Origin of the sequence: Saccharopolyspora taberi (assembly GCF_039534165.1) — a bacterium.
Lineage (GTDB): Bacteria > Actinomycetota > Actinomycetes > Mycobacteriales > Pseudonocardiaceae > Saccharopolyspora_D > Saccharopolyspora_D taberi.
In genome coordinates this window covers 416,759-433,433 of record NZ_BAAAUX010000016.1, presented here as the reverse complement: position 1 = coordinate 433,433, position 16,675 = coordinate 416,759, and the positions used below count along the sequence as shown (strand labels likewise).

Annotated in this window: 16 protein-coding genes; 3 read left to right on the top strand and 13 right to left on the bottom strand. The window is 71.7% G+C overall.

Annotation, left to right across the window (positions count from 1 at the left end; genetic code table 11):
- Nucleotides 1-133 precede the first annotated feature (133 nt).
- Nucleotides 134-1,201, bottom strand: coding sequence for an Rv2578c family radical SAM protein (locus tag ABD691_RS20890; protein ID WP_344682194.1), 1,068 nt, complete (start codon nucleotides 1,199-1,201; stop codon nucleotides 134-136).
- 98 nt (nucleotides 1,202-1,299) lie between these two features.
- On the opposite strand from ABD691_RS20890, the gene ABD691_RS20885 reads away from it, so the two are divergent.
- Complete coding sequence (locus ABD691_RS20885; protein ID WP_344682192.1) at nucleotides 1,300-2,670, top strand: YibE/F family protein; 1,371 nt, start codon at nucleotides 1,300-1,302, stop codon at nucleotides 2,668-2,670.
- A gap of 3 nt (nucleotides 2,671-2,673) precedes the next feature.
- On the opposite strand, the gene ABD691_RS20880 is transcribed toward ABD691_RS20885, so the two are convergent.
- From ABD691_RS20880 to ABD691_RS20870, 3 genes are read right to left on the bottom strand one after another with little or no spacing between them, the layout of a single operon-like run.
- Nucleotides 2,674-3,309 (bottom strand): hypothetical protein, encoded by a 636-nt coding sequence (locus tag ABD691_RS20880; RefSeq protein WP_344682191.1) that lies wholly within the window; start codon nucleotides 3,307-3,309, stop codon nucleotides 2,674-2,676.
- The gene (hisS, locus tag ABD691_RS20875; RefSeq protein WP_344682189.1) at nucleotides 3,306-4,568 is read right to left on the bottom strand and encodes a histidine--tRNA ligase; all 1,263 of its coding nucleotides are present in this window, start codon (nucleotides 4,566-4,568) and stop codon (nucleotides 3,306-3,308) included. Before hisS ends, ABD691_RS20880 begins: the two co-directional genes overlap by 4 nt.
- 18 nt (nucleotides 4,569-4,586) lie before the next feature.
- Nucleotides 4,587-5,270 carry an MBL fold metallo-hydrolase gene (locus tag ABD691_RS20870; protein WP_344682188.1) on the bottom strand — a complete coding sequence of 228 codons (684 nt, stop codon included), beginning with the start codon at nucleotides 5,268-5,270 and terminating at the stop codon, nucleotides 4,587-4,589.
- Between the two features lie 181 nt (nucleotides 5,271-5,451).
- On the opposite strand from ABD691_RS20870, the gene ABD691_RS20865 reads away from it, so the two are divergent.
- Nucleotides 5,452-6,285 (top strand): peptidylprolyl isomerase, encoded by an 834-nt coding sequence (locus ABD691_RS20865; RefSeq protein ID WP_344682187.1) that lies wholly within the window; start codon nucleotides 5,452-5,454, stop codon nucleotides 6,283-6,285.
- 51 nt (nucleotides 6,286-6,336) lie between these two features.
- Here ABD691_RS20865 and ABD691_RS20860 read toward each other — a convergent pair whose 3' ends face one another.
- The 9 genes from ABD691_RS20860 to ABD691_RS20820 form a co-directional block, all read right to left on the bottom strand.
- Complete coding sequence (locus ABD691_RS20860; protein ID WP_344682185.1) at nucleotides 6,337-8,652, bottom strand: RelA/SpoT family protein; 2,316 nt, start codon at nucleotides 8,650-8,652, stop codon at nucleotides 6,337-6,339.
- A 174-nt stretch (nucleotides 8,653-8,826) separates the two neighbouring features.
- On the bottom strand, nucleotides 8,827-9,375 hold the full coding sequence (locus ABD691_RS20855) for an adenine phosphoribosyltransferase (protein WP_344682183.1): 549 nt from the start codon (nucleotides 9,373-9,375) through the stop codon (nucleotides 8,827-8,829).
- A gap of 1 nt (nucleotide 9,376) precedes the next feature.
- On the bottom strand, nucleotides 9,377-10,567 hold the full coding sequence (secF, locus tag ABD691_RS20850; RefSeq protein ID WP_344682181.1) for a protein translocase subunit SecF: 1,191 nt from the start codon (nucleotides 10,565-10,567) through the stop codon (nucleotides 9,377-9,379).
- Between the two features lies 1 nt (nucleotide 10,568).
- Nucleotides 10,569-12,137, bottom strand: a complete 1,569-nt coding sequence (gene secD / locus ABD691_RS20845) for a protein translocase subunit SecD (RefSeq protein ID WP_344682179.1) — start codon at nucleotides 12,135-12,137, stop codon at nucleotides 10,569-10,571.
- Nucleotides 12,138-12,337: 200 nt separating this feature from the next.
- Entirely contained in the window at nucleotides 12,338-12,733 is a 396-nt protein-coding gene (gene yajC / locus ABD691_RS20840) for a preprotein translocase subunit YajC (protein WP_344682177.1), read from the bottom strand.
- 188 nt (nucleotides 12,734-12,921) lie between these two features.
- Complete coding sequence (gene ruvB / locus ABD691_RS20835; protein WP_344682175.1) at nucleotides 12,922-14,010, bottom strand: Holliday junction branch migration DNA helicase RuvB; 1,089 nt, start codon at nucleotides 14,008-14,010, stop codon at nucleotides 12,922-12,924.
- A 10-nt stretch (nucleotides 14,011-14,020) separates the two neighbouring features.
- A complete protein-coding gene (gene ruvA / locus ABD691_RS20830; RefSeq protein ID WP_344682173.1) occupies nucleotides 14,021-14,623 on the bottom strand; it encodes a Holliday junction branch migration protein RuvA in 603 nt (200 codons plus the stop codon).
- The gene (gene ruvC / locus ABD691_RS20825; protein ID WP_344682171.1) at nucleotides 14,620-15,264 is read right to left on the bottom strand and encodes a crossover junction endodeoxyribonuclease RuvC; all 645 of its coding nucleotides are present in this window, start codon (nucleotides 15,262-15,264) and stop codon (nucleotides 14,620-14,622) included. The genes ruvA and ruvC overlap by 4 nt, the downstream gene beginning before the upstream one ends.
- A gap of 106 nt (nucleotides 15,265-15,370) precedes the next feature.
- Nucleotides 15,371-15,877 (bottom strand): DUF4262 domain-containing protein, encoded by a 507-nt coding sequence (locus tag ABD691_RS20820; RefSeq protein ID WP_344682169.1) that lies wholly within the window; start codon nucleotides 15,875-15,877, stop codon nucleotides 15,371-15,373.
- A gap of 165 nt (nucleotides 15,878-16,042) precedes the next feature.
- Between ABD691_RS20820 and ABD691_RS20815 the strand changes: the two genes are divergently transcribed.
- Nucleotides 16,043-16,672 (top strand): class I SAM-dependent methyltransferase, encoded by a 630-nt coding sequence (locus ABD691_RS20815; RefSeq protein ID WP_344682167.1) that lies wholly within the window; start codon nucleotides 16,043-16,045, stop codon nucleotides 16,670-16,672.
- Nucleotides 16,673-16,675 lie beyond the last annotated feature (3 nt).

Here is a 16,675-nt window from a genome sequence, read left to right as displayed (position 1 = left end):
TGCCAACGGCAAGTGCGTCATCGCATCACGTGATCACGTGTAGCGAAGGCCGCCGAACGGCTACTCACTCGAACCCGGCAACGGCCGGACAGCGACGGTCACGGACAGCCAGGCCGAGGGTTGGGCGAAAGCATCACAACAGGCTCAGCTGATCGGCTCGCGCCTCGCGCGCGGGAGCCTCCGACACCTCCCGGAAGTTCCGCTCCGGCGCCCGGCTCCCGCCGTGCCGCCGTTTCGCCGCCTCCACCAGATCGACCACATAGGACTGGTACGACCTCGGCGCGTAAGCCCCGTTGCGGTACAGCCGCTCGTACAGCGGCAGCAGTCGCGGATGCTCCCGGCTCAGCCACCGGTGATACCACTCGCGCGCCCCTGGTCGGAGGTGCAGGACCAGCGGGGTCAGGTTCGCCGCACCCGCCTCCAGGATCGCGGCCACGGTCCGGTCGATCTGCTCCGGCGAGTCGCTGAGCCCCGGCAGGATCGGCGCCATCAGCACCGAGCAGCCAAGCCCCGCGTCGGCGAACCGGCGCACCACGTCCAGCCTGCGCAGCGGTGACGGCGCGCCCGGCTCGACGTCCCGCCACAGCCGCTCGTCGACCGACCCCACCGATACCGCCACCGAGACCCGGGTGACCTCGGCCGCGGCCAGGATCAGGTCCAGGTCGCGCAGGATCAGCGTGCCCTTGGTCAGGATCGAGAACGGGTTGGCGTGATCTCGCAGCACGGCCAGGATCTCGCGCATGATCCGGTAGCGGCCCTCCGCCCGCTGGTACGGGTCGGTGTTGGTCCCCATCGCGATCGGCGCGCCCGTCCAGCTCGGACTGGCCAGCTCGCGCCGCAGCAGGGCCGCCGCGTTCACCTTGACCACGATCTTGCTGTCGAAGTCGTGGCCCGCGTCGAGATCCAGATACGTGTGCGTGTTGCGGGCGAAGCAGTACCGGCAGGCGTGGCCGCAACCGCGGTACGGGTTGATCGTCCACTCCATCGGCACCCGCGAGGCGGATGGGACCCGGTTGAGGATCGACTTCGCGTGGATCTCGATCGCGAAGGCGTCGTCGGTGCCCGCTTCGATCGGGACCGGGTCCGGCAGCCGCAGCCCCGCCCGGCCACCGGCGGCCGGACGCTCGGGCAGCGCCAGCGGCAGCTCCCGCGTCACACCTGCTTCGGCGGGCGGCGACACCCGCTGCTGTTCCCATCGCATGATTCGATTCGAACACAGTTTCGAGATCAAGTCGAGCGCACCGCCCCCGGATCACCTCTCCGAGCGACAGCCGATCGGCGCCCCCATACGATTGGCGGATGACCGACGGCCCCCATCCCGCGCACTCCCCCGAAGGCGGGGAACCGCCCCCGCGCCGTCGGCAGCGCGAGCCGAACCACGGCCACGGCCACGGTCATGGCCACGGCCCGGCTGATCCGGCGTCCCGGCAGGTCAAGCGCGTACTCGCGATCGCGCTGGTGCCCTTCGCGCTCGCCGCGATCATCGGCGTCCTGCTGCTGTACCCCTTCGGGCACCAGCAGCGCACCGGCGCCGACCTCGGCTTCGGCCAGTACCCGGTCAACGGCGAGGTGATCGCCGCCGAGGCCGGTCCCTGCACCGAAGGCGCCGCCCCCGGCGATCCGGGCTGCGTGCACCTCAAGGTCCGCATGCACGACGGACCCCGACCGGACCAGGTCATCGAGCAGGTCATGCCGACCGACCCCGGAACCCCGAGGTTCGCCGTCGGCGACGACGTCGTGCTCTCCTACGCGGGCGCGAGCCCCGAGAGCGAGAGCTCCTACCAGGTGGTCGACTTCCAGCGCAGCGGCTCGCTCGGCCTGCTCGCGCTGCTGTTCGCCGCCGCGGTGCTGGTGCTGGGCCGCTGGCAGGGCCTGGCGGCGCTGGTCGCGCTCGGGCTGAGCTTGGTGGTCCTGGTGGCGTTCGTGCTACCCGCGATCCTGGCCGGACGCGATCCGCTGCTCGTCGCGATCGTGGGCTCCGGACTGATCATGTTCGTGGTCCTGTACCTGACCCACGGATTCTCCGCGCGAACGTCCACGGCCGTGCTCGGCACGCTGCTGAGCCTCGCGCTGATCGGCGTCCTCAGCGCCGTGTTCTCCGCGTTCACGCAGCTCACCGGGCTCGACGAGAACACGGCCGGCCTGATCGGCGTGCTGGGCGTCCCCATCGACGCCCGCGGTCTGCTGCTGGCCGGAATCGTCATCGGCGCCCTGGGGGTGCTCGACGACGTCACGGTCACCCAGACCAGCGCCGTGTGGGAGCTGCGCAAAGCCGACCCGGGCATGTCCTGGCGACGGCTCTACTCGGCCGGCCTGCGGATCGGCCGCGACCACGTCTCCTCGGCGGTGAACACGCTCGTCCTCGCGTACGCGGGTGCGGCGCTGCCGCTGCTGCTGGCCTACGCGCTGTCCGGACGCACGTTCGGCGAGATCGTCAGCTCGCAGGCCGTCGCCCAGGAAGTGGTCCGCACGCTCGTGGGCAGCATCGGGCTGGTCGCCGCCGTTCCGATCACCACGGCGATCGCGGCAGCGGTGGCGATCCGCGAGCCGGTCGGCAACGGCAGCGCCAACGCCGCCGACCAGGTCAGCCGCGGCGCGGCGATCAGCGCGGGCACGCCCACCCGGCGCCGCAGGCCCGGCGGGCTGCCGCACCGCGGCGAGGCGGACTGACGCTCAGCCCAGCGCGGTCACGAACTTGGCGACGGCATCGGGGTGCAACCGCTGCGCCAGCCTGCCCTGCGGGGCGAGCGACGCCAGCCGGTACAGCGGCCGGTCGGCCGCGGCGTCTCCCCTGGCCTCGGACCTTAGCTGCGCGACCACCAGCTCGGAGAGCACAAGCGCGTGCGCGTAGCCGGTGCCCGCCAGCGCGTCGGCCAGCCTGCGCAGCGGGTACACGCCGAGCTCCCGGCCTCCGGTGCCCGCGTACATCGCCAGCGCGATGCTGATCGCCTTGCCCTTCGGCGGGCCCGCGACCAGCAGGCTCACCGTCCGCATGCCGCGGGTGTCGGTGACGATCACGTCGAGCCGGGTCGCCTCCTTCAGCTCGACCGCGCGGGTACCGATGGCGCGCACCGAGACGCGGGTCCCGGTGAGCCAGCACGTCTTGCGGGACTCCGACCACGCCAGCAGCAGCAACGGGACCGCGACGATCGCGGCGGTGATCGCGAAGCCCTGCGGCCCCGCGATCAGCCCCACGACACCGCCGAGCGCGGCGGCCACCACCAGCGCCGCGAAGGCCACGTTGCGGGAGCGCTTGCGCAGCGTGGCGCGGTCCAGCAGGTCCAGCGGCACCGGCTCGGCGTCGGTCACGGTCGCAGCGCCTCCCGGATCGTGTCCACAGCCGACTCCAGCGGCACCGGCCGCTGCTCGCCGCTGCCGAGGTCCTTGAGCTGCGCGGCACCGGACTCCAGGTCGCGCTCGCCCAGGACCAGGGCGAACCGGGCGCCCGAGCGGTCGGCGCCCTTCATCGCGCCCTTGAGGCCCTTGCCGCCGTAGGCGAGGTCCACGCGGACGCCCGCCCGCCGCAGCTCACCGGCGACGGTGACCAGCCTGCGCTTGGCCACCTCGCCCAGCGGCACGCAGTAGACGTCGCAGCGGGCCTGCTCGCCGACGGTCAGCCCCTCGGCCTGGCAGGCCAGCAGCGTGCGGTCGACGCCGAGGCCGAACCCGACCCCGGACAGCTCCTGCCCGCCCAGCTCGGCCATCAGGCCGTCGTAGCGGCCACCGCCGCCGATGCCCGACTGCGCGCCGAGGCCGTCGTGGACGAACTCGAAGGTCGTCTTGGTGTAGTAGTCGAGCCCGCGCACCAGCCGCGGGTTCTCGGCGAACTCCACGCCCAAGTCGGCGAGGTGGCCCTTGACCTGCTCGTAGTGCTCCTTGGCCTCGGCCGAGAGGTGGTCGACCATCAGCGGCGCTTCGGCCAGCAGGTCGCGGACCTCGGGCCGCTTGTCGTCGAGCACGCGCAGCGGGTTGAGCTCCGCGCGGCGCCGGGTCTCCTCGTCCAGCGGCAGGCCGCGCAGGAACTCCTGGAGCTTCGCGCGGTAGGCCGGACGGCAGGAGTCGTCGCCCAGCGAGGTCAGCTCGATGCGGTAGCCGGTCAGGCCGAGGCGCTTGTAGCCCTCGTCGGCGATCGCGATCACCTCGGCGTCCAGCGCCGGGTCGTCGACCCCGATGGCCTCCACGCCCAGCTGCTGGAGCTGCCGGTAGCGGCCCGCCTGCGGGCGCTCGTAGCGGAAGAACGCGCCGCTGTAGTACAGCTTCACCGGCAGCTGGCCGCGGTCGAGGCCGTTCTCGATGACCGACCTGGTCACGCCCGCGGTGCCCTCCGGCCGCAGCGTCACCGACCGGCCGCCGCGGTCGGCGAAGGTGTACATCTCCTTGCTGACCACGTCGGTCGACTCGCCGACACCGCGCGCGAACAGCGTGGTGTCCTCGAACAGCGGGAGCTCGACGTAGCCGTAGCCCGCGCGGCGGGCGGCGTCGGCCAGCGTCTCGCGCACCGCGAGGAAGCTCGCCGACTCCGGCGGGAGGTATTCGGGAATGCCCTTGGGGGCGCTGAAAGTGCTCATCGGTTCTGGTTCGCAGTCCTAGTCGCGCGGGGGAACGGGTGCGGGCAGGTCCTGCAGGAAGGGGTTGCTCGCGCGTTCCCGCTCGATGGTGGTCGTTGGTCCGTGGCCCGGCAGCACGGCGGTGTCGTCGGCGAGCGGGAGCACCTTGGTGCGCAGGCTGTGCAGCATCCGCTCGTGGTCGCCGCCGGGCAGGTCGGTCCGTCCGATCGAACCGGCGAACAGGGTGTCGCCGGAGAGCACCAGCCGACCGCCTTCGTCGGTGGCGGTGCCGAACAGCACCGACCCGCCGGTATGGCCCGGGGTGTGCGTGACCTCGAAGGTGATCCCGGCCAGCTCCAGCCGCTCGCCGTCGGCGATCTCGCGCACGTCGGCGGGCTCGGCCATCGCCACGTCGCCGAACAGCTGGCGGCCCGCGGGGCCGAGCGCGGCGCCGGGGTCGGCGAGCATGAACCGGTCGTCGGGGTGGATCCAGGCCGGGACGTCGTAGGCCCGGCACACCTCTCCGGCGGAGAAGACGTGGTCGAAGTGCCCGTGGGTGAGCAGCACCGCGGCAGGGGTCAGCCCGTGCTCGCGCAGCTGGGCGCGCAGCGGCTCGGACGCCTCCTGCCCGGGGTCGACGACGACGCAGGGCTGTCCGTCACCGCGCGCGAGCACGTAGCAGTTCGCCTGCAACGGCCCGGCGGGAAATCCGAGGACGAGCACTAGGTGCGACCTTCCTTCGATCGTGCGAGTACCGGTGTGATGGCCCGGGATTGGTCAACCTGCACAACGGCAGATGTCCGGTTCAGGTTACCGCCCCCCGATCTCTCAGGTTCGGGTGACGGCGCACCCCATAAACTCCCCCGCAACGTCATCGATTTCGCCCGACCGGGGAGGGGAGCACTTGCCCAGCAACGAGCAACGTCGGCAGGCGGCCAAGCGGAAGCTGGAACGTCAGCTGGAGCGCCGTGCCGAGCAGGCCAAGCGACAGCGGATGATCACCATCGGGACCACGATCGCGGTGGTCGTCGTGCTGGTCGCGGGTGTCTTCTACTTCACCAGGAGCGGCGGCGAGCAGCAGCCCCCGGCCGCGCAGCCCCCGCAGCCGCAGGTGCAGATCCCGACCGAGCCGGCGCCGCCGCCGGTCCGACCGGTCGCGCTGCCCGACCCGACGTCCTGCACGTACCGGCCCGACAAGCAGGCCGCCAAGCCGGTGCAGCCGCCCGCCAACGGCGAGGTGTCGTCGAAGGGCACCGTGCAGGCCACCATCGAGACCAACTCCGGCGCGATCCCGCTGACCCTGGACCGGTCGCTGGCCCCCTGCACGGTGAACAGCTTCATCAACCTCGCCAAGCAGGGCTACTACACCGACACCAGCTGCCACCGGATCGGCACCGAGGGCCTGCAGATGCTCCAGTGCGGCGACCCGAGCGGCACCGGCAGCGGCGGCCCCGGCTACGCCTTCGACGACGAGACCTTCCCCGAGCTCAGCTACGGCCGCGGCTACCTCGCCATGGCGAACTCCGGGCCGAACACCAACGGCAGCCAGTTCTTCATGGTCTTCGGCGAGGCCCCGCTCTCGCCCGACTACACCGTGTTCGGCACGATCTCCGAGGACGGCCTGAAGGTCATCGACGACATCGCCCGCGCGGGCCACGACGGTGCGTTCGAGCCCTCCCCCGGCGGCGGCAAGCCGCTCAAGGACGTCAGGTTCACCAACGTCACGGTCAACGCCTGACCTGACAGGCGAAAAGGCCCGGACCCCGCGAGGTCCGGGCCTTCTGGCTTCTCAGGACGCCGAGGTCACGCGGTAGACGTCGTAGACGCCCTCGATGTTGCGGACCGCCTTGAGCACGTGGCCCAGGTGCTTCGGGTCGCCCATCTCGAACGAGAAGCGGCTCACCGCGACCCGGTCCTTCGAGGTGGTCACCGAGGCGGACAGGATGTTCACCCGCTCGTCGGCGAGGACCTTGGTCACGTCGGAGAGCAACCGGTGCCGGTCCAGCGCCTCGACCTGGATCGCGACCAGGAACACCGACGACGCCGACGGCGCCCAGTACACCTCGACCAGCCGCTCCGGCGACTTGCGCAGCTCGTCGGCGTTCGTGCAGTCCGTCCGATGCACGCTGACCCCGCCGCCGCGGGTGACGAAGCCCAGGATCTCGTCGCCGGGGACCGGGGTGCAGCAGCGCGCCAGCTTCGCCCACACGTCCCCGGCGTCCTTGACCACCACGCCGGAGTCGCCGCGGCTCGGGCGGCCCTGGATGGTCGACGGCGTGGAGCGCTCGGCGATCTCGTCGGCGGCCTGGTCGACCCCGCCGACCGACGCGACCAGCCTGCTGACCAGGTGGTTCGCCGAGATCTGCTTCTCGCCGACCGCCGCGTACAGCGCGGTGACGTCGACGTAGTGCAGCTCCCTGGCGACCGCGCCGATGCTCTCGGCCGAGACCAGCCGCTGGATCGGCAGGCCCAGCCTGCGCAGCTCCTTGGCGATCGCCTCCTTGCCGGACTCGATCGCCTCCTCCCGGCGCTCCTTGGCGAACCACTGCTTGATCTTGGCCTTGGCCCGCGGCGAGGCGACGAACGACAGCCAGTCCCGGCTCGGCCCAGCGCCCTCGGCCTTCGAGGTGAAGATCTCGACGACCTCGCCGTTCTCCAGCTTGCGCTCCAGCGCCACCAGCCTGCCGTTGACCCGGGCGCCGATGCAGCGGTGCCCGACCTCGGTGTGCACGGTGTAGGCGAAGTCCACCGGGGTCGACCCGGACGGCAGCGTGATCACGTCGCCCTTGGGCGTGAACACGAAGATCTCCCTGGTCGCCAGGTCGTAGCGCAGCGACTCCAGGAACTCGCCCGGGTCGGCGGCCTCCCGCTGCCAGTCGAGCAGCTGGCGCATCCACGCCATCTCGTCGACCTCGACGGCCGCGTGCCCGGAACCGCCGTTGCGGCCCTTGGTCTCCTTGTACCGCCAGTGCGCCGCGATGCCGTACTCGGCGGTGCGGTGCATCTCGTGGGTGCGGATCTGCACCTCCAGCGGCTTGCCCTCCGGACCGATCACCGTGGTGTGCAGCGACTGGTAGACGCCGAACCGGGGCTGGGCGATGTAGTCCTTGAACCGCCCGGGCATCGGCTGCCAGAGCGCGTGCACGACGCCCATCGCGGCGTAGCAGTCGCGGACCTCGTCGACCAGGATGCGGACCCCGACCAGGTCGTGGATGTCGTCGAAGTCGCGGCCCCGGACGATCATCTTCTGGTGGATCGAGTAGTAGTGCTTCGGTCGGCCCTCGACCTTGGCGGCGAGCCTCGCGGTGTCGAGCTGGCCGGACAGCTCGTCGATCACCGTGCGCAGGTAGGTGTCGCGGGACGGGGCGCGGTTGGCGACCAGCCGGACGATCTCGTCGTACTTCTTGGGCTGCAGGATCGCGAACGCGAGGTCCTCCAGCTCCCACTTGACGGTGGCCATCCCGAGCCGGTGCGCCAGCGGGGCCAGCACCTCCAGGGTCTCCCTGGCCTTGCGCGCCTGCTTCTCCGGCGGCAGGAAGCGCATGGTGCGCATGTTGTGCAGCCGGTCCGCGAGCTTGATCACCAGCACCCGCGGGTCGCGGGCCATCGCGATGATCATCTTGCGGATGGTCTCGGCCTCGGCCGCCGCACCCAGCTTGACCTTGTCCAGCTTGGTCACCCCGTCGACGAGGTGCGCGACCTCCTCGCCGAAGTCGTCGCGCAGCCGGTCGAGCGAGTAGTCGGTGTCCTCGACCGTGTCGTGCAGCAGCGCGGCGACCAGCGTGGTCGTGTCCATGCCCAGCTCGGCGAGGATCGTGGCCACCGCCAGCGGGTGGGTGATGTAGGGGTCGCCGGACTTGCGGCGCTGTTCCTTGTGCTTGTCCTCGGCGACGTCGTAGGCGCGTTGCAGCAGCGCGAGGTCGGCCTGCGGGTGCAGCTCCCGGTGGACCGCGGCCAGCGGTTCGAGGACCTGCTTTACCTGGGCGGCGCGCTGCGCCGTGATTCTCCTCGCCAGCCGGGCGCGCACGCGCCGGGTCGCCGACGCGGTGCGCGGTGGGGCGGCCGGATCGGTCGCCGGGGCAGGAGACTCTACGTCGTGGCTCACCGCACGCTCCCGGGGTTGGCTCTGTCCCGGATCGGTGCTTCAGGACCCGGGCATTGAGAATAACGCCGTTCGGGCGACGGCCCTTCCCCGGCGTGCCCCTCGAACGCCAGGCGGTCACTCTCTGCTGTGAACCGCCATCGGGAGTTCAGCCTGACCGATCACTCGGCGTGCCGATCAGACCGAAAGCAGCGGCCTCAGGTCCTGCTCGTCGAGCCGGGCGCGCCCGCCGAGCGCGGTGAGCTCCAGCACGACCGCCGCCGCGGCGACGCCGGCCCCGGCCCGCAGCACCAGGCGGCAGGCCGCGTCGAGCGTTCCGCCGGTGGCCAGCACGTCGTCGACGACCAGCACCCGCTGGCCCGCCTGGAGGGTGTCGGCGGGCAGTTCCAGCGTCGCCGAGCCGTATTCGAGGTCGTAGTCGACCCGGTCGGCCACCTCCGGCAGCTTGCCCGGCTTGCGCAGGCCGATCACACCGGTCCCGAACGCCTGCGCCACCGCGGCGCCCAGCAGGAACCCGCGGGCCTCCACACCGGCGACGACGTCGAACTCCAGCCCCCTGCCGAGCGCGGCGACGACCGCGTTCAGCGCCGCGCCGTCGGCGAGCATCGGGCTGATGTCGCGGAACAGCACGCCGGGCTCCGGGAAGTCCGGGACCTCCCGGATCAGCTTCGCGGCCTGCCGCAGGTCGTCGTCGGAACCGTCGAGCACCTGAACCTGGTCGCCCACGTCAGCGCCGCTTCTTGCCGGTCGGACGTCCCGACTTGCCCGCGGGCCTGCGCCGCGACTCGGGCCCCTTGCCGGTGCGCGCGGGCGCGCTGGCGGCCGCCGCCATCTCCCGCTCCCGGCGCTGCTCCTCCTGCTGCGGCTCGTCGCCGGACTCCGCCTTGCCCGCGGCCCGGTCGCGGCGCGCGCGGACCTTGGCCGCCTGCGCCTTGTACTTCGGGTCGCGCATCTTGAAGTCGACCAGCAGCGGGGTCGCCAGCAGGATCGACGAGGTGACACCCGCGATCATGCCGACCATCTGCACCAGCGCGAGGTCGCGGAGCACGCCCACGCCCAGCACTCCGGCACCGATCACGAGCAGGCCCAGGACCGGCAGGAGCGCGATGATCGAGGTGTTGATCGAGCGCATCAGGGTCTGGTTGACCGCGAGGTTGGCGGCCTCGCCGTACGTGCGGCGGGTCAGGCCGAGCAGGCCGCGGGTGTTCTCCTTGACCTTGTCGAAGACCACGACGGTGTCGTAGAGCGAGAACCCGAGGATGGTGAGCAGGCCGATCACGGTCGCCGGGGTGACCTCGAAGCCGATGATCGAGTACACGCCCGCGGTCACCACCACGTCGTGCAGCAGCGAGATCAGCGCCGCGACCGCCATCCAGCGCTCGAAGTAGAACGTCAGGAAGATCGTCACCAGCACGATGAACACGCCGAGCGCGATCAGCGCCTGCTTGGTGATCTCACCGCCCCAGGTGCCGCTGACCGCGCTGTCGCTGATCGTCTGCTCGCTGGGCTGGCCCTGCGCGTTCACCGGCTGGAGCCGGTCGAACAGCACGTCCTTGACCTTGGCGACGTCGTCGGGAGAGAGCGTCTCGGTGCGCACCTGGATGCTCTGGCTGCCGCCGGAGCCGACCAGCTGCACGGTCTCGGCCGGGTGGCCGACGGCCTCCCGGAAGCCCTCCTGGACCTGGTCCGGGCTGATCGGGCCCTGGGCGCCGACCGCGGGCAGCTGCATCTTGGTGCCGCCCTCGAAGTCGATGCCGAGGTTGAAGCCCTTGATCCCCATGGTGCCGACGCAGACCAGCACCAGCAGGCCGAGCGCGACGTACCAGCGCATGCGCTTGCCGATGACGTCGAACGCGCCGGTTCCGGTGTAGAGGCGCTGGAACACGCTCTCGCGCTTGGCGGTGGCGGGAGTCGTCACGTCACGCCTCCTTGGCGGTGGTCTGCGCGGCGCGCTTGCGCTCCGACTTGTACTGCTCGCCCAGGCGCTGCACCGCTCCCAGGCCCGACAGCGACGGCTTCGACAGGATCTTGTTCTTCGACGCCAGCGCGACCAGCGGGTGCGTCACGAGGAAGACCACGACCAGGTCGAGCACGGTCGACATGCCGAGGGTGAACGCGAAGCCCTTCACCTGCCCGACGGCCAGCACGTAGAGCACCGCGGCGGCCAGGAAGCTGACCGCGTCGGCCGACAGGATCGTGCGCTTGGCCCGCTCCCACGCCCGCGGCACCGACGAGCGGAACGTGCGGCCCTCGCGGATCTCGTCCTTGAGCCGTTCGAAGAACACGATGAACGAGTCCGCGGTGATGCCGATCGCGATGATCAGACCGGCCACGCCCGCGAGGTCGAGGGTGAAGCCGACCCAGCGGCCCAGCAGCACCAGCACCGCGTAGACGATCACGCCCGACAGCGCCAGCGACAGGATCGTGAGCAGCCCGAGCAGGCGGTAGTAGAACAGGCAGTAGATCGCGACCAGCAGCAGGCCGAGCCCGCCCGCGAGCAGGCCCGCCTGGAGCGAGGCCACGCCCAGCGTCGCCGAGACCGTCTCTGCCTCGGACTGGTCGAAGGCCAGCGGCAGCGAGCCGTACTTGAGGATGTCGGCGAGGTCGGTGGCGCTCTGCTGGTTGAACTGGCCGCTGATGTTGGCGCTGCCGCCCAGCAGCGGCTGGTTGATCGTGGGCGCCGAGACCACCTCGGTGTCGAGCACGAACGCGGCGTTCTGGCCGACGTTGGCGGAGGTGAAGTCCGCCCAGGTCTTGGCGCCGCCGCTCTTGAACTGGAGGTTGACCGACCAGCCGGGGTTGCCCTGGGTCGGGTCCGGCGGAGCCGCCTGCGCACCGGCGATCTCCTTGCCCTCCAGGAACACCGGCTCCAGCACGTACTTGCGGGCCTTCTCCCGGTCGCAGGCGACCAGTGGCAGCGTCGGGTCGTCGTTGCCGCGCAGCGGGTCGTCGGCGTTGCAGTCAAGCGCCTGCAGCGCCTGCATCTGCACGTTCGGGTCGGTGCTCTGGCGGGTCCTGCGCGCCTCGGCGACCGGGTCGGCGCCCGGCTGCTGGGTCGTGGCCTGCGGAGTGGTGCCCGCCGGGTTCGGCGCGGGCGGGCCGGCCGCGACCATCATGCCCGGCACGACCTTGCGGAAGCTCAGCTCCGCGGTCTGGCCCAGCTGCTTGGCCTCCTCACCGCCCGCACCGGGAACGGTGATCACCAGGTTGGAACCGTCGCGGGAGACCTCGGATCCGCTGATGCCCATGCCGTTGACGCGGGTCTCGATGATCTGCCGCGCCTGGTTCAGCGACTCCGTGCTCGGCGGCCTGCCGTCCGGCGTGCGCGCCGTGAGCGTGACGCGGGTGCCGCCCTGCAGGTCGATGCCCAGCTTCGGGACGGGTTTCTGGTCGCCGGTGAAGAACACCATTGCGTACAAGGCCGCCACGATCAGCACGAAGATCGCGAGGTAACGCCCTGGGCGGATCTGCCCGGCCGGAGGTGCCACGGTGCGTCGGTCTCCTGTCCACGGTCTGTGTCGAGGTCAGTGATCATCCGCCGCCGGGTTTCGGCGGCGGATGATCACCACGAGCGTTGGTCAGTCTTGCAGGCCGCGCGAGCTCAGCACACCGCCGGGGTCCTCCGCAACGAATGCGACCCGGGCGGCACCGGCCCCGGCGGCGGGAGCGGTGCTCGTGTGGTGGGAGCTCAGTTGGTCTTCTGCTGCTGCTCGATCGGCTGGGCGACCTCGGCCTTCGACTCGGTGGTCTCGGCCTTCGACTCGGCAGGCGCGGCGGCGGACTGCTCGTCGTCGGACGAGGTCTCCTCGGTGGCCGCATCGTCGGCGTCGGTGCTGACCTTCTCCCGGACCGCGGCGCGGACCCAGGTGGTGGTCAGGCCGGGGGCGATCTCCAGGTCGATGCTGTCGTCGCTGGTGGCGACCACGGTGCCGAACAGGCCGGAGGTGGTCATCACCCGGTCACCGGTGGTCAGCGAGCTCTGCAGCTTCTGCTGCTCCTGCATGGCCCTCTTCTGCTTGCGCGCCTGCAGGAACAGCGGCACGGCGAGCAGGGCGATCAGCAGCGGGAAAATCAGGGATTCCATCTTGCTCCGTTCGGCGGACGCGGGGCTGAGGAACTACCTCAGGAGAGCGTGCGCGTCCGAATTGTTCGGATGTACGCCCCCCAGTGTGCCAGTTCCACGAGGTGTGGCGGGGACACTACTACCAGGCAGCCTCGTCCCGGCCTCGTCTCGGGGGCCCCGATGACGTGCTGGAAGTGCACTGCCGGGGCTCATGGGTCCTCCGCGAACAGACCGGGCAGGCCCTCGCCGGGTGCGTGCTGCGGCGGAACGAGTCCCAGATGTTGCCAAGCCGACACCGTCGCGACACGGCCCCGGGGCGTCCTGGCGAGCATGCCCGCGCGCACCAGGTACGGCTCGCACACCTCCTCCACGGTGGTCGGCTCCTCCCCGACCGCGACGGCCAGCGTGGACACGCCGACCGGTCCGCCGTTGAACGACCGCACCAGCGCGCCGAGCACCGCGCGGTCGAGCCGGTCGAGCCCGAACTCGTCGACGTCGTAGACCTCCAGCGCGGCCCGCGCCACCTCCAGCGTCACCGCGCCGTCCGCGCGCACCTCGGCGAAGTCGCGCACCCGCCGCAGCAGCCGGTTGGCGATCCGCGGGGTTCCCCTGGAGCGGCGGGCGATCTCCACCGCGCCGTCGTCGCGGAGGTCGACGCCCAGGATCCCGGCCGACCGGCGGATCACCAGTTCCAGCTCGGCGGGCGAGTAGAACTCCATGTGCGCGGTGAAGCCGAACCGGTCGCGCAGCGGACCGGTCAGCGATCCGGACCGGGTGGTGGCCCCGACCAGGGTGAACGGCGCGATCTCCAGCGGGATGCTGGTGGCGCCGGGGCCCTTGCCGACGACGATGTCGACCCGGAAGTCCTCCATCGCCAGGTACAGCATCTCCTCGGCCGGGCGGGCGATCCGGTGGATCTCGTCGATGAACAGCACGTCGCCCTCGGCCAGGTTGGACAGCATCGCGGCCAGGTCGCCGGGGCGTTCCAGCGCGGGGCCGGAGGTCACCCGGATCGAGGCGCCCAGCTCGGCGGCGATGATCATGGCGAGGCTGGTCTTGCCGAGCCCGGGCGGGCCGGAGAACAGCACGTGGTCGGGCTGGTCGCCGCGGTTGAGCGCGCCGTGCAGCACCAGCTCCAGCTGCTCGCGGACCCGGGCCTGGCCGACGAACTCGCTCAGCCGCCGGGGCCGCAGGGTGGTCTCGACGTCCTGCTCGGCGGTCTCCTGCTGCGGGGCGAGCGAGACCTCCTCCCCCGGCAGCGGCGCGCTGGCATCGACCGCCCGGTCGTCCTCGTGCATCACGCCACCGTCACTTCTTCGGTCCGAGCGCGGCGAGCGCCTTGCGCAGCACCGCCGAGGTGTCGGTGGTCCCGCCGTCGGCGGCCAGCACCGCCTCCACGCTCTGCTCGGCCTGCTTCGCCGAGAAGCCCAGGCCCACCAGCGCCTCGGAAACCTCGGTGCGCAGCCGGCCGCGGTCCGCCGCCACCGGCTCGGCCCCGCCGGTCCCGGCGAGCACGCCCACCTTGTCGCGCAGCTCCAGGATCAGCCGCTCCGCGCTCTTCTTCCCGATGCCCGGGACCTGGGTCAGGGTGGTCAGGTTGCCGTCGGCCAGCGCGTGGCAGAGCTGGTCGGGCGAGAGCACCGCGAGGGTGGCCAGCGCGAGCCGGGGACCGACGCCGGAGGCGGTCTGGAGCAGCCCGAACAGGTCGCGGGACTCGGCGTCGGCGAAGCCGTAGAGGGTCAGCGACTCCTCGCGCACGATCAGCGAGGTCCACAGCCTGGCCTCCTCGCCGCGCCGGAGCCCGGCCAGGGTGGCCGGGGTGGCGTGCACCGCCAGACCGACCCCGCCGACCTCGATCACGGCGTGGTCCAGCCCGGTCGACAGCACCGGTCCTCGCACCGAGGCGATCATGACGGCAGTCCTCCTGTCTGTGCCGACCCCTTGCCCGCCGACCCCTTGGCGGCCGGCCCCTTGCTGGCCGACCCGTTGGCGGCCGACCGCTGCGCGGCCCGGAGCCGCTCCCGGTGGTGGCGCGCCAGCTCGGCGGCCCTGGCCTCGGCCGCGGCGAGCCGCCCGGCCATCGGCGCGCGCCACAGGTGGCAGACGGCGAGCGCGAGCGCGTCGGCGGCGTCGGCGGGTTTGGGTGCCTCGGCGAGGCCGAGGATCTTGGTGATCATGGTAGTGACCTGGCGCTTGTCGGCCCGGCCGGAGCCGCTGATGGCGGCCTTGACCTCGCTGGGGGTGTGGAAGGCGACCGGCAGCCCGCGGCGCGCGGCGGCCAGCGCCACGATCCCGGAGACCTGCGCGGTGCCCATCACGGTGCGGACGTTGTGCTGGCTGAACACCCGCTCGACGGCGACCACCTCTGGCTCGTGGGTGTCCATCCACTCCTCGACCACGTCGGCCACGCCCAGCAGCCGCGCGGACAGCTCGGCGTCGGCCGGGGTGCGGGCCACGCCGACCGCGACGCAGCTGACCGAGCGGCCGCGGCCGCCGTCGACCACGCCGATGCCGCACCGGGTCAGCCCGGGGTCGACTCCGAGCACGCGCACGACGATCCACTCCCCCGCCAGTCGGTGAACATTCGTTCGAACCCTACCCGGTCGACTTCGGGCGCCTCCGCACGACACGCGCACGCCGCCACCCGGACGGGCGAGGTCAGGGACCGTCCGAACCGGGCGTCCAGCTCTCCGGTGCCCCGCTGGCGGTCAGCACCGGCTGGTACTCGGCGAAGCCCTGCGGCGCGTCCTCGTGCCACGGGAACTTCCCGTCCGGGGTGGCCGCGATCAGCTGCACCGCGGGGAAGTCGCCGTCGCCGTAGACGAGGAACGCGCTGCCCAGGAACTCCGGGTAGTGCTGCTTGGCGACCTTCTCCAGGGTGATCGGGCAGCCCTCCAGGAACCCGTCGTAGAGCCGCCCCGGCCTGAACCGCTCGCCCCCGGCGGCCCGCTGCACGTAGGTGTTGACGACAGCGTGCGCGACCTCCTTGGGCAACCCGATCACGACCGCCTCCGGCTTGCCGAACCGGCGCCAGGCCCCGACGGAGAAGGCGTAGGGCGCGCCGTGCTCGTCGCCCGCGACGTGCATGACCGCGGCGCCGTCGCGGTCCGCCGTGTTCACCAACCATTTGCGCAGGCGCTCATCCGTGTCGACCACGGCGGCCATTGAAGCCCATCGGCACATCCGCGACCAAGCGCCCCACCCCGCACGCGGGGTGCGTTCGGCCACACCGGTACCTGCGGAAACCGGACGCGCACGCAACGTGGCTTGACTTACAGCCATCTCTAAGTTCGAAGGTGGTGCCATCCCGCACCGTGAGGAGTCAGCGACATGGAAGCGTCCATCCCCCGCACCCGGTTCGACAGCGCCTACGAGACCGGCTTCGCGCCCTGGGTGATCGGCGAGCCCCAGCCCGCGATCATCGAGCTTGAGCGCGCGGGCCTGATCAGCGGCTCGGTGCTCGACCCGGGCTGCGGCACCGGTGAGCACACGATCCTGCTCACCAAGCTCGGCTACGACGTGATCGGGATCGACTTCTCACCGCGGGCGATCGAGAAGGCCCGCGCCAACGCCGCCGAGCACGGGGTGGCCGCGCGCTTCGAGGTGGCCGACGCGATGGAGCTGGGCGACCTGCCGCCGTTCGACACGATCGTCGACAGCGCCCTGTTCCACATCTTCGGCCCCGAGGAGCGGGTCGCCTACACCCGCAGCCTGCACGCCGCGTGCCGTCCCGGCGGACTGGTGCACGTGCTGGCCCTGTCCAACACCGATCCCGGCATCGGGCCCCGGATCGGCGACGACGTGATCCGCGACGTCTTCACCGAGGGCTGGGACCTGGAGTCGCTGGAGCCGAGCAGCTACCGCGGGGTGTTCGGCGAGGAGGACGCCCGGCGGGCCGGGCTGGAGACCGGGACGATCTCGGACGCCACCGCCTGGCTGGCCCGCGCCCGGCGGCTGTGACCG